This is a genomic window from Leptospira alexanderi serovar Manhao 3 str. L 60, from assembly GCF_000243815.2.
Taxonomy (GTDB): domain Bacteria; phylum Spirochaetota; class Leptospiria; order Leptospirales; family Leptospiraceae; genus Leptospira; species Leptospira alexanderi.
In genome coordinates, this window is the sequence record NZ_AHMT02000001.1 from 20,001 (window position 1) to 32,500 (window position 12,500).

A 12,500-nucleotide genomic window follows, 5' to 3' on the forward strand; every position below is an offset into this window, starting at 1 on the left:
GAAGATAGAAATTTCGGTCTTCCCACAAAACAATTTTGTCATTGTCGAAATTGAAGACGACGGCCCCGGAATCCCACTCAAAATCCAGGACAGAATTTGGGACCCATTTTTTACGACCAAAGATCAAGGAGAAGGAACCGGACTTGGTCTAGGGATCGCAAAAGGAATTGTGGAAAAACATAAGGGTAAAATTATTTTGACTTCGAATCCCGGAAAGACGATCTTTCGAATAGAGTTACCCGTCAATCAAGAAGCCGTCCCCTCGGAAAACATACAATCAAATTCATTCCGAAAATGAAATATACAGACAAGAGCGCATAATGTGAATTCTTACAAAGACAATTCCGAAATCTCATTCTTTAAGGAAGTTTACACTTTGGTTAAAAAAGTCCCTAAAGGCAAAGTGACTTCCTACGGCAGAATAGCGGCGCTTTTGGGAAAACCCAGGGCCGCTCGTGCGGTTGGTTATGCGTTAAACGCGCTTTCCAAAGGTCAGGAACAAAAAGTCCCCTGGCAAAGGGTAATCAATAGTCAGGGAAAAATTTCCTTCCGAGGAGATACAGGTCGCTCCATCCTACAAAAGAAAATGCTCGAAGACGAAGGAATCAAATTCGATTCCGCAGAGACGATCGACTTGAAAGTGTTCGGTTGGCCGGATACGATTCCGGACAAACCCGCTCATAAAAAAAGAAAAAACTTATCCGGAAACCGAGCCCTATCAAAAAGATGACGATAGATTGTTTTGTCGTATTGAAAACAGAAGTTACATTTTAAAACCAGAATGAGCATTTGAAACAGAAATTCTGTAAAGATATTGATCTTTACAGAATGGTATTATGAATTTTAAGACGAATCCCCGTTTAGTGGCAAAATTTTGATACTCTATTCTGTAATTCCAAGTAAGAATCAATTTCTGCATAAAATCGCTGTTCAACGATCGGCATTTAATGAAAGATTCATTTTATAGAGTTTTTTTAAATAGCCCGAAAGCAAAATAGATACTTTTTTGATATGTCTCTACTGATCTTTATATAAAGGAGTACCACCAATTTTAGTGCAAATCCGCATTTTAAGTTAAAATCTTAAAACTTCTATTATATAAAGTTGAGCAATAACTTCAAAAACTTTCTGTAAATAAAAAGTTAAAATCCTGTCTTAAAATTTTTAAGATGTGGAAACTCATTCAGGAACAATCTATGAAAAAAGCATTCAAAATCTGTAAACTAATTAAACGAGACGTAATTTGTGAAAACTACTACTTTTTCAAAATTTTAGAAAGATCAGTGACGAAATTCGTTGATTCCTTTTGGAACTTTATAGATAGGCTTTAAATTTGGAACTAACAGTTATTTTTAAATAGAATGTATTTATCAAAAATCTTACGATATGGAAATTGATCAATGGCTCAAAAAATTAAACCAGTCACTCTGACGATCGCAGGTTCCGACTCAGGAGGAGGAGCCGGAATTCAAGCAGACTTAAAAACATTCACCGCATTAGATGCGTTTGGAACCTCCGCAATCACTTGCCTTACTTCACAAAACCCTTTAGGTGTTACGGGAATTTTAGAAGTGAATGCGGATTTTTTAGAAAAACAAATCTTAGCCGTGTTAGACTATTTTCCCGTAAAATCGATCAAGACCGGAATGTTGTTTTCGACGGCCATCATAGAAAAAACGAGTTATCTACTTTCAAAGAGAAAGAATACCGAAAAAAACTTTTCACTCGTGATTGATCCCGTGATGGTCTCTACAAGCGGCGCTAAACTTTTACAAGAATCGGCGATTGACGCTTTGTTAACGAAGCTGATTCCTCTTGCAGATCTAATCACACCTAATTTGGACGAAGCGGAAATTCTCATTGGAAAAAAAATCAGCAGAAGCCAAGAAATGCCGAATTCTGCAAAAATAATATTCGAAAAATTTAAAGTTCCTGTTCTTTTAAAGGGTGGTCATTTACAAAACGAGGAAGTCGCGCTCGATATTCTGTTCGACGGAAAAAATATCTCCAAATTTGAAAAACCGTTCGTGAACGGATTTTATCCACACGGAACAGGATGTACATATTCTTCAGCGATTACTTCTTATTTAGCGAGAGGCGAAAAGTTGGTCGAAGCCGTTCGATTTGCGAAAGAATACTTACACGCAGCAATCGAACAATCTTACATCGTAGGAAAAGACAAAATGTTAAATCACACTCCGGTATTTCACTAGAACTTGATCTCAAAAACTTGCTTTGTCCCAAAATTTCCCGAGCTTCTTAAGGTTAAACTCATTAGAGTTGTTGAAAAACCTTGAAATTTACATAGTAAGCGTTCAACGAAATGATTGTTTATTTTCAATAGAGTTATTGAAAAATTAATTCTTTATCCGTTTCTGCCCTATTGAAATGGACGTTTGAAGCAGTTTTGTTAATCTGAATCATGGAATTTTTCAACAACTCTAATATCTGAATTATTTCAAACCATAAAACTAAAAACTTTTTCGTGAAAGTTTTAAATTTATACGTTATAAAATCGTTTTTTAAATGGTTTTAACAAAAGTAAAAATTCATTTCTTTTCGTTTAACAATTCGTCCTCTACAAGTCTTTCCAAAATGATCAAAGGCAAAGACCCACTGTTTAAAACGACCGAGTGAAATTCTCGAATATCGAAGGTTTTCTTTTTATGAATTTTTACTTTTTCTCTGAGTTCGAGAATTTTTAACATCCCGATTTTATACGAACAAGCCTGACCCGGATACACGATGTATCTTTCTATTTCTGCAGTTACATCTTTCGGAGCCATCCCAGTATTCTGCGTCATATAAGAAATCGCTTGTTCTCTAGTCCATCGTTTATAGTGTAAACCGGTATCGACTACAAGTCGAACGGCTCTGAACAATTCCGCTTGAAGTCTCCCTAAATCCGAATAAGGGTCCTGAAAAAAATCGTAATCCTTTGCGAGACGTTCCGCATACAAAGCCCAGCCTTCCACATAAGCTGTAAACGTAGTCGTATTTCTAAAACGCGGGAGTCCTTTGAGTTCCTGCATGATTGCGATCTGAAGGTGATGCCCCGGAATGGTTTCGTGATAAGTCAAAGTTTTCATTCCGAACTTTGGAATCTCTTTTGTATCTCTAAGATTTGCATAAAAAATTCCGGGTCTTGAACCATCTAACGCAGGTTCGTCGTAATACGCTCCCGGCGCGGTTTTTTCCTTAAAGACAGGAATTCTATCCACTTCCACTTTACTTTCCGGCATTTTGAAAAATAAAGATTTCGTTTTCTCTTCCGAATCCTTTAAAATTTTCTTATACTCTTCTAAAGCTTGCAACTTACCTTTCTCATTATCAGGAAATAAAAACCGAGAATCCTTCCTGAGTTCGGACATTGCATTCGGGATGGATTGATTTTTTCCGAGACTTTTCAAAATCGTTTTCATTTCGTTTTGAATTCGAGAAACCTCAGATAAGCCGATATTATGGATTTGTTCCGGATCCAATTCGGTTGTGGTATGTTTTTTTAATTCATGAGAATAATAAGCGTCTCCGTCCGGAAGTTTCCAAACACCCGCTTTTGAATCCGCACGTTTTCTTTGTTTTAAAAATAAATTTAGCAATTTTGAATAGGATGGATAAACTCCCGATTCGATCGATTGCTGAACATGCGTCAAAGATCGACCCTTTAAATCTGAAGAAATAGAATTTATTTTCTCGATTTTTTCCCCGAATGAGGTATAGAGAATATTCTCCTTTGCCGGAACTTTGATAAAACCTTCTACTTCCGAGATCAATCGATCCAAAATGAAATCGGGGGGAAGAATTCCCTTACTATCCCTGTATAAAATTCCCTCAATGAGTTGATCAATTTTTTTAGGAACAGCTTCGAGTCTTGCGATGTAATTTTCCACATCTTGAGAAGACTTGATCGGATGCTGAGTTACTAAAAAAGTCGGAAGTTGACTTTGAACCCCGAATAACTGATTTGCAGGATAATCGTAAAATAAAAACTTTTCACCAGAAATTTTTAAACGAAGAGACCATTCTAGAATTTCGAAAGAAAGTAATTCCTGCCCCGATAAATCTCCTTTTCCATACGATAGAAGTATTTCCAGATTTTTCTTTGCCTTTTCCATATCTTGTTTTTGTCTTTCAACGGATATATTGGTAAGTTCCTTTTGATAACCGCCGATTCCGAAATTGTTCAAAATTCCAAGAGAAGTCAGATATTCCGGGTCATTCAAAACAAATTCCCAAAAGATCTTTTCATAAAACAAACCGAGCGTCAGTGGTTTGAAAAAAATTGTATGTAAGAACAGGGTTAAAACTAAGATGAAAATTCCGAAAAGAATCCTTTTAAAAAGAGAAAATTTCGACATAGTAAAACAGAATAAGAAAAGTTCGGGAAAATGAAAATTTTATTTTTGTAAAACAAATCGAAATCATAAATTTTTACGCTTTGACACTTAAGAAATTAGCAAAAAAGATTCAATCTTCGAAATTCGATTTGTAAAAATTCCTATCCGAGTAAATTTCTAATCTTAACATGCAATTTTTATAATTTAGAGAGAATTTGAACGAAAATCGAGTTTAGGAGCAATATCGTTCAATACCGCAAACACAACCAATTCGTAAATCCTAACCGAATGATCATTAAAGTTGTTGAAAAATTCCATGATTCAGATTAACAAAACCGCTTCAAACGTCCATTTCAATAGGGCAGAAACGGATAGAGAATTAATTGTTCAACAACTCTATTATATAGCTTTAAAGATTGATATAAAAAACTTATTCTTAATTTTGAGTTTTATCCAAAAACTATAACCGCTTTAATCATTCGTAAAAATACAATAGTTCTCACATACAACCTTGTTTTTTTACGAAAAATTAGAATCCCATTCAATATGATTCCTTTACGTCGAATCTCGTCAATCAATAGCTCAAGGACCGAACACTCTTTCGAAATACTTCAAGGTAATTTACAGCGCGTTCTGGAGTTCTTATAATTTTTTAAACTAACGGAACAATAACTAAAAAAATAAAAGAAATCAATAACGTCCAAATTCCGGCGGAAGACAAAGAAAACCAAAGAGAATTCTGCCATTGTATCAACGGCGTCGCAACGAATAAGATCATTCCTAGGTAGGAAAGCGCGGGAGAACGATCGTAGAGATGTTTTTGCCATTCGATAAACCCTTCCTTAAAATCTTTTACATCTCCTCGAAATTTTAAGTCCAAGATCAATTCCCCGATCCAACCTGAGATCGAAAATATCAGAGCCCACAAAAAAAATAAAATCGAAACGTATAACGGAATCATTTCGAACTTAAGAAAAATATGAACTACAAAAAGAATTAATCCCAAAACCGGCAAAGTAGGATAAAGAATTTTGATTCTGAAAAATTTACTTTCAGCCGCAAAGCGAAAAAAAGGAATCGAACTCCTAGACTGAAACGATCCGCAGAATACGCACTGGATCGACTCTACTAAGATATGCGTACCACAATTCCTACAAAATCGCCTCTTCTCGTTCTCCATTTGGCGATAAAAGATCAACTCTGATTGATGAGTTGATGGATCAGTCGACGTAAAAAGTCGACATCCGGAGTTCCGCTTTTTGGAAAAGGTTTGTTATTGATGAACAAAGTCGGAGTAGAATTAATTTTCAGTTTTTCAGCTTCGTCTACTTCACGATTGATATGATCTCTGATTTTGGTAGAACTCATACAAGCACGAAATTGATCCATCTTCAAACCGCTCTTTTCAGCGAGACGAGTTACAGTCGCCGCAGTGTGCATTACGCCCGCTTCATTGTCATCATAAAGACCTGTATAAACCGGATAAAATTTATTCTGCTGATTTGCGCAAAGCGCCGCGCTAGCCGCGATACAGGAACTCGCCTCTGGAGATTTTCTTCCGACGAGGCGATTACAATTTCCGTCCAGTGGAAAATTCTTATAAGCCACTTTGATGATTCCTTCGTATTCATTTAGAAAAGATTTCAGAATCTTACTCGTGTGCATACAATGACCGCAATTAAAGTCCGCATATTTCACGATCGTAATCGGTGCGTTCAGATCACCAAGAACGGGGACATCTTTCAAATCAATTTGAACCGTCCGAGCCGTTTCAAATTCTTTCAACTGTTCCGAAATGGATTTTTCACCACTCGCACTACCGGAAACCAGTCTGGTTCCGTTCGTGGAAATTCTTCCTCCGTAAAGACCGAGAACGAAAAGGGAAAGGATCACAATAATAAGGTTTGCGAAACTTCCGCTGAACGAATTTAGAACCGCCCGGATCGATTTATCGACAAGGGATTTAAAAACGGGAAAATTTACCACAAGAAGTGCAATCGTTATGACATAGGTCGCAACACAAAGGCCGCATAACGCTTTTATTACTCCTACGGAAAGAAAAAACAGCCCTAAGTCGGCTATAAATCCAAGAATCAAAACATAAAACGCAAATCTTAGATTCTTTTCCGAGGTTTCTTTTTTAATTTCGGACAACACGAAAAGAAAACCTACAAAACCGTAAAAAACAAAACCAAATAACGCAATCGGAAGATCTCCAAGGCCGGGAACATTTCGAACCGCAGAGTAAGCGCTTTCGGAAACCTTATCACAAGAACCGGATTCGCTGAGTGCATTGCAGAGAGTTTCTCCGACCGAACTAGGATCACCGTAGTATTTTTGGATAAGCAAAAAAGAAAGAATCAGCCCTAGTGCGGAAAGAATGATCGATATTTTATTTTTAGATAATTGGCTCATGAATATCCCCGATCCTGTAAGATCAATTACCTTTATGTATAGTTCCTTTCCAGGTGAAAAGAAAAATCTAATTTACTCTTCAGTTTCCTTAAATGGAAGAAATCGCCTCTGCAAGATCCAGCTTTCCTTCGTACAAAGCTTTTCCCGTAATCACGCCGTAGAGTGGAATTTTAGTTTTGAGAGAAGAAAGATCCATAAGATCTTTAAGAGAGGAAATCCCGCCGGAAGCGATGACTTGAAACGGATAAGAATTTAAAATTTCTTGATAGGCCTTCAAGTTCGGTCCGGCAAGAGTTCCATCTTGAGCAATATCCGTAAAAACAACATGTTCGATTCCCGCCTTTGCGAGACGATCCATCAGATCTCGATAACGAACTCCCGAATCTTTTTCCCACCCTGCAATTTTTACGATTCCGTCTATTGCATCTACCGCGACGACAACTCTTTCCTTTCCATAGTTATCAAGTGCGAGTTTTAAAAGATCCGGATCTGTCACGGCGGCTGTTCCGAGAATAAAACGATCAATTCCAATCTTATCGTAATAAGCCAATTTTTCTTTGTCTCTAATTCCGCCGCCTAATTGCACTTTGAGTGAAGTCGTCTTACGGATTTTCAAGATGGAATTTTCGTTGATACCGAGTTGATTTCTAGCGCCGTTCAGATCCACAAGATGAAGTAAGGTCGCTCCATTTTTAGCAAAACCTTCCGCAAGTTTCCAAGGTTCGGAAGAATAAATTTTCTTTTCCTTATAATTTCCCTTGAATAAACGAACTGCGCAATTATCGAATAAATCGATGGCCGGAATGATAATCATACGAAATGAATGAAATTCTCCAAAAGTTTAAGTCCATGAGTATGCGATTTTTCGGGATGGAACTGAGTTCCAAAAATATTATCTTTCTCCACAACGGCCGGAAATTTTTCTTGGTAGTAATCGCAAAGTCCGGTAATCGCATTTCCTTCTGCGCTCGTCGGTCTGTAAGAATGGATGAAATAAAAAAAAGACTGATCACTGATTCCCTTCAAAAGAATACTTTTATCTTTTCTACGAATTTGAAGCCGATTCCAACCGATATGAGGAACCTTAAAATCTTTTCCCTGAAATTTTTTGACCTTCCCTTTGATATATCCCAAACCCTCGATCTGCTCTTTTTTAGTATCTTGAGCGATTTCTTCCGAAGACTCGAAAAGAATTTGAAAACCTATACAAATCCCGAAAAGAGGTTTTCCGGAATTTACGTGTTTATCGATCGTTTCTCGAAGTCCAGTCGAACTCAAATTTTCCATAGCTTTATCAAAATGCCCATCACCGGGCAATATTAGAGCTTTTGAATTTTCGATCGTTGCCCTATTTTTTGTATAAACGAAATCTTTCGTATAAAGAGATACGGCTTTGATACAGGAATGAATGTTTCCCATTCCGTAATCTAGAATAGCGATCATTCCAAAACTCCTTTTGTGGAAGGAATCGCACCCGCAGTCGCGGAGTCTTGTGCGATCGCCATTCTAAGGGCTTTACCTAGAGCTTTAAAAATAGATTCGTGAATATGATGTCTGTTATCTCCGTAATGAACGAATATGTGCAGATTCATCTTTGCATTCAATGCAAGTTTTTGTAAAAATTCCAAAGAAAGTTCCGCATCATAAATTCCGAATTTACCCGTTAGTTCGGGACCGGTATATTTAAAAAAATATCTGCCGCCCAGATCCACAGCTACGGTTGTAAGAACTTCATCCATAGTAAGAGTAAAATGTCCGTATCGAAAGATTCCAGCTTTGTCGCCCAATTGTTTATGAATCGTAGTTCCCATTAAGATCGCAGTATCTTCTACGGAATGATGACAATCGATTTCGATATCCCCTCTCAACCAGAGATTCAGATCAATCAATCCGTGTTTAGAGATATGAGAAAGCATGTGTTCAAAAAAAGGAATCTCCGTATCGAATCGATACTGACCAGTTCCGTGGAGATTCATTTCCAATTTGATCTCGGTTTCGGAGGTTTTTCTTTCTGCTTTCATTCTAACTGGATCATAGAATCGGATCAACCTCCGTGTCAATGAATTCCAAAATAATGGATGACGGAAAACCCAAACCTACCGAAATTGTAAGAGCGGTTTCGCACTGCATTCCCCTCGCCGAAGTGGCGGAATTGGTAGACGCACTGGCTTCAGGTGCCAGCGATCGCAAGGTCGTGGGGGTTCGAGTCCCTTCTTCGGCAATAATAATGATTACAAATCAAACCTGGACTCGAAGCTTTCGAGCGAGAGCGTTTTGAGCTTCCATAAGAAGCGAAAAAACGTGACACGAGTCCATGGATGGACGAGTGCGCGAGGAAAGACGCCCCGGAACTCAGTCGAGCACGATGCGAGACTGTGAAGGGGCGAGTCCCTTCTTCGGCAATAATAATGATTACAAATCAAACCTGGACTCGAAGCTTTCGAGCGAGAGCGTTTTGAGCTTCCGTAAGAAGCGAAAAAACGTGACACGAGTCCATGGATGGACGAGTGCGCGAGGAAAGACGCCCCGGAACTCAGTCGAGCACGATGCGAGACTGTGAAGGGGCGAGTCCCTTCTTCGGCAATAATAATGATTATCTTTCCGAATACCGCCAAAAGTAGCAACTCCTAACATTTTGCCAAGAGTCTGAAGTGTTATTGTTCTGTGAATAGCTCTACAATCAATTTTTGCATTTCTAAAAAGCTCGGTTTTAAATTCGGCACGAACTCCTGCGATCTCTTTTTTTAATACTTAACGTGAGTTCGGCGTAAGAAAAATCTGGGCGAATCGCTTGCGGATTTCATAGCTTAAATGGCTCGCAAACACGCTTTTCGCTCCAATTCCTTCGGAATTTCCACTACAATTGCTTTCGCATTTGTTATACCGAACTCACGTTACTTAAAGCTTCTATTCGTAGTTCGTTCGAAGACCTGCAATTTCAGTTTTCAACTCAAATCGAAGGATCCACAATCTCTGTTTTCAATTCCGTGCGAACATCACCCAATTCTTTTCTGATCTTGGCAGCCTCTGTTTCTGCCCCGGCTTGAACTCCAAAAATTTTAGAAACGAACTTCACTAAAATTCGTTTTCATTTCCCATAGAAACCTATAATCTTTACTTCTTATTGAAACTTTTCTAATTTTCCTGAGAAGTTTACCTTCGCAGCTTCAATCTCAGATAAATTTGTGAAATTTCAGATTTCAATATGGTTTTAAATTGTTGCAAGTTCGCTTTTAAAGTTGAATTTTTTGAAACCATAATTCTTCGTTTAAAAAGATTAAAACCGATCCTTTTCTTCAGGACTAAGAACCTCTCCCAATCGATTCGGAATTTTACAGATTACTACTCGGACGCATGAATAAAATACTATGATAAACTATTTCGAAAATTAGAATGTTGGAATCTTCCTCTAAAAAGTCGAGATTTCCCGATTTGACTTAATTTTTGAGAACCGTTGTACTTTTGCAAAACCGATCGCTTATTTTCGAGTATCATTTTCATGCGTCCGAGTAGTAAATCCATCAACATGATTTATTTTTTCGCTTGATTCGAGTTCAAATTTATTTTTCTTTCCTGCCTAGGTGATTTTCTAAATCGAAAAGACGGAGCTAAAAAGGATAAAAAATCGGATTGAATTTTGAAATTTTTATAAAAGCAAATAAACTTCATCAGCATACAAAACTAATTTTGTCAGAATGAAAATCGATTATTCCATAAACCGGAAATCTTTTATTAAATCTGGAATTTAGCAGATTCTTTTCAAATTTTAATGTGAATGCAAGTTCGAGGAAAAAAGCGGAACTTGAGAGCAATTCGTTTTTGATGGAATACTTTTCTTGAATTTATCCAATGAAATCCACAATAGGAGCGGAAAATCTTGGGAAGATTTGATCGATTTAGTAATCGATTCTTTTGCAAACTTTTACCTTACAGAACCCGGCTTTGCCCCTCTTTGGTCTTCGATGAAACAAGATCCCAGTTGGTCGAAATCGATCGGGAGAATAATTTAAAAATCTCCGAGAACGTTTCTATGATTCTTTCTCAATTTAACGTGGATCTTGCCGAAAATAAAATTATCTCAAAAATTATCGTGGAAGTTACTGACGCAATTTTAAACCTCTGGATCCGAGAGCAAAAGGATAAGGAATTTTCGGACAAAATAATCATCGAATTGAAGATCATTTTAAAATCTTATCTGACACGATACTTCCCCGGAGGACAAAACCACCTTGATTCGGATTCTTCTTTTTGAATTTCCCTTAACTACCTTTTTCGTTTTTTTAATGGTCGCGATTTTTTTTATCGTGAACATTTTTCTTCCGGAACATCTGATTCGACAATATTTCCTAAATCATCCCGGACAAATCCAACCCGTGTCTTGGATCGGAGCCGTATTCTATCATGGAAGTTTAATACACTTATTTGGGAATATGTTTTATCTTTTTTTCCTGGGAAGAGCCGTAGAATACAAAGCGGGAAAAGGAAGATGGCTTTTGTTCTTTTTTATGGCCGCTTTAATTTCTTCCTTATTGGATTCTTTTATTCGCGGAGTCATCTTGCGCGATTCGACTCCGGTCGTCGGTGCTTCGGGCGCTATCTCGGGCATCGCCGCGGTCGCCGCATTACTTTCTCCATTTTCTCTTCGTTTCAACCATAAGAACATCCCATTTCCGGTTTTTCTAGTAGCATGGATTATGGTTTACTCCGACATCACGAACGTTTTTACCGAAGACGGGGTTGCACGTTGGGCACATTTAGGCGGTTTTATCTCCGTCATTTTTGCGGCCTATTTTTTAAAACCCACGGAAAGAAAACAGCTTCATTCCGGTTTTATCCTCAATTTAATTTTTATCATTTTGGCTTTGATTCTGGCGTTCTTTTATTCAAGCCGTTGATTTTTTTCAGCTTAGAACGAATCTCAAAACTTGTCGAATCGTTTTGTCGTCAAATCCGTTCTTGTTTTTTTTACCACTCGAACGCATGGAAATAATACTAGGATGAGCTTATTTCAAAAGTTAGAATATGGGCACTTTTCAAAAAAAGCCAACAATTCCGGATTAGACGTAACTCTTGAGGACCTCTGCCTCCTTGCAAAATTGTCCGCTAATTTTTGGTGCCATTTTCATGCGTTTGAGTGGTAAGTTTTCAAACTTACACGATGGTACAAACTGATTTCTCTTCAGGTTTTGGGATAGATTCTTAGATCAAATCCATATCAGAACAACAAATCGAAAGCATACTCAAGTAAACGATTTCATCTTACATGTTCGTTTGCAATCTTACCAACCGAAAGCCTTGTAAACCGGGATAAAAATGATTGTCAGCAAGGAAAAAGTATCAGTCTCTGTAGGAAACTCGGAGAACCAACCATCCTTGAGCAAACACGGCTTCTTTCAAATCACTCAAAAACTTTTCTTAAGAAAAGGAGACGAACTTCTGATTCTCAGAGATCGTAAATCCGGCCTAGGAGACCTTCCCGGAGGAAGAATGAACGAGGATGAATTTTTCGAAGATTGGAACCTTAGCATGAAGCGCGAAATCGAAGAAGAATTAGGTCCGCAAGTCAGAATCAAAGTTTTTCCGAAACCTTTGTTCGTTCACAAACATAAAGTCAACGAGGGAAATTTCCCCTGTATTATCATCGCCTACCACGCCAATTTTCTTGGAGGAGAAATTATCCTTTCCGACGAGCACGATTACATTGCCTGGAAAAACGTTCGAACGTTCGAACCTAATCCTCTATTTACC

The 12,500-nt window shown here is 37.9% G+C and carries 11 protein-coding genes, 1 tRNA gene and 1 pseudogene (2 of these 13 cut by a window edge); 7 read left to right on the plus strand and 6 right to left on the minus strand.

Annotation, left to right across the window (positions count from 1 at the left end; genetic code table 11):
* The 3 genes from LEP1GSC062_RS00085 to thiD form a co-directional block, all read left to right on the plus strand.
* A protein-coding gene (locus LEP1GSC062_RS00085; protein ID WP_020983068.1) for an ATP-binding protein crosses the window boundary here: on the plus strand, window positions 1-298 show its end. Its footprint begins 1,448 nt before the window's first position; 298 of the gene's 1,746 nt are visible here — the last part of the coding sequence; the start codon falls outside the window, past its left edge; it ends in the stop codon at window positions 296-298.
* 24 nt (window positions 299-322) lie between these two features.
* Entirely contained in the window at window positions 323-730 is a 408-nt protein-coding gene (locus LEP1GSC062_RS00090; protein ID WP_020983006.1) for an MGMT family protein, read from the plus strand.
* 670 nt (window positions 731-1,400) lie between these two features.
* Complete coding sequence (thiD, locus tag LEP1GSC062_RS00095) at window positions 1,401-2,213, plus strand: bifunctional hydroxymethylpyrimidine kinase/phosphomethylpyrimidine kinase (protein WP_020983014.1); 813 nt, start codon at window positions 1,401-1,403, stop codon at window positions 2,211-2,213.
* 336 nt (window positions 2,214-2,549) lie between these two features.
* On the opposite strand, the gene LEP1GSC062_RS00100 is transcribed toward thiD, so the two are convergent.
* The 6 genes from LEP1GSC062_RS00100 to hisB all read right to left on the minus strand — a co-directional run bounded on the left by LEP1GSC062_RS00100 (window position 2,550) and on the right by hisB (window position 8,812).
* Entirely contained in the window at window positions 2,550-4,358 is a 1,809-nt protein-coding gene (locus LEP1GSC062_RS00100; protein ID WP_010577340.1) for a DUF885 domain-containing protein, read from the minus strand.
* 631 nt (window positions 4,359-4,989) lie between these two features.
* A complete protein-coding gene (locus LEP1GSC062_RS00105) occupies window positions 4,990-5,517 on the minus strand; it encodes a hypothetical protein (protein WP_020982999.1) in 528 nt (175 codons plus the stop codon).
* A gap of 14 nt (window positions 5,518-5,531) precedes the next feature.
* Window positions 5,532-6,752 (minus strand): vitamin K epoxide reductase/DsbA family protein, encoded by a 1,221-nt coding sequence (locus LEP1GSC062_RS00110; protein WP_020983093.1) that lies wholly within the window; start codon window positions 6,750-6,752, stop codon window positions 5,532-5,534.
* 88 nt (window positions 6,753-6,840) lie between these two features.
* Window positions 6,841-7,566, minus strand: a complete 726-nt coding sequence (hisA, locus tag LEP1GSC062_RS00115; RefSeq protein ID WP_010577341.1) for a 1-(5-phosphoribosyl)-5-[(5-phosphoribosylamino)methylideneamino]imidazole-4-carboxamide isomerase — start codon at window positions 7,564-7,566, stop codon at window positions 6,841-6,843.
* Window positions 7,563-8,195, minus strand: coding sequence for an imidazole glycerol phosphate synthase subunit HisH (gene hisH, locus LEP1GSC062_RS00120; protein WP_020983095.1), 633 nt, complete (start codon window positions 8,193-8,195; stop codon window positions 7,563-7,565). The genes hisA and hisH overlap by 4 nt, the downstream gene beginning before the upstream one ends.
* Window positions 8,192-8,812 carry an imidazoleglycerol-phosphate dehydratase HisB gene (gene hisB, locus LEP1GSC062_RS00125; protein ID WP_039940685.1) on the minus strand — a complete coding sequence of 207 codons (621 nt, stop codon included), beginning with the start codon at window positions 8,810-8,812 and terminating at the stop codon, window positions 8,192-8,194. The genes hisH and hisB overlap by 4 nt, the downstream gene beginning before the upstream one ends.
* Before the next feature lie 77 nt (window positions 8,813-8,889).
* Between hisB and LEP1GSC062_RS00130 the strand changes: the two genes are divergently transcribed.
* From LEP1GSC062_RS00130 to LEP1GSC062_RS00145, 4 genes and pseudogenes are all read left to right on the plus strand, one after another.
* Window positions 8,890-8,973 (plus strand) — tRNA-Leu (locus LEP1GSC062_RS00130).
* Window positions 8,974-10,618: 1,645 nt separating this feature from the next.
* Window positions 10,619-11,004: pseudogene (locus tag LEP1GSC062_RS24425) on the plus strand (TetR/AcrR family transcriptional regulator); the annotation flags it as partial.
* A complete protein-coding gene (locus tag LEP1GSC062_RS00140; RefSeq protein WP_020983032.1) occupies window positions 10,982-11,647 on the plus strand; it encodes a rhomboid family intramembrane serine protease in 666 nt (221 codons plus the stop codon). The pseudogene LEP1GSC062_RS24425 and the gene LEP1GSC062_RS00140, both read left to right, overlap by 23 nt.
* A gap of 478 nt (window positions 11,648-12,125) precedes the next feature.
* A protein-coding gene (locus LEP1GSC062_RS00145) for an NUDIX hydrolase (RefSeq protein WP_010577346.1) crosses the window boundary here: on the plus strand, window positions 12,126-12,500 show its 5' portion. Its footprint extends 60 nt past the window's final position; 375 of the gene's 435 nt are visible here — the first part of the coding sequence; its start codon is at window positions 12,126-12,128; the stop codon falls past the right edge of the window.

Bases quoted from the DNA above. Each gene is read 5' to 3' on its own strand.
- thiD (WP_020983014.1), top strand. From the start codon at position 1,401: ATGGCTCAAAAAATTAAACCAGTCACTCTGACGATCGCAGGTTCCGAC.
- LEP1GSC062_RS00100 (WP_010577340.1), bottom strand. From the start codon at position 4,358: ATGTCGAAATTTTCTCTTTTTAAAAGGATTCTTTTCGGAATTTTCATC.
- LEP1GSC062_RS00105 (WP_020982999.1), bottom strand. From the start codon at position 5,517: ATGGAGAACGAGAAGAGGCGATTTTGTAGGAATTGTGGTACGCATATC.
- LEP1GSC062_RS00110 (WP_020983093.1), bottom strand. From the start codon at position 6,752: ATGAGCCAATTATCTAAAAATAAAATATCGATCATTCTTTCCGCACTA.
- hisA (WP_010577341.1), bottom strand. From the start codon at position 7,566: ATGATTATCATTCCGGCCATCGATTTATTCGATAATTGCGCAGTTCGT.
- hisH (WP_020983095.1), bottom strand. From the start codon at position 8,195: ATGATCGCTATTCTAGATTACGGAATGGGAAACATTCATTCCTGTATC.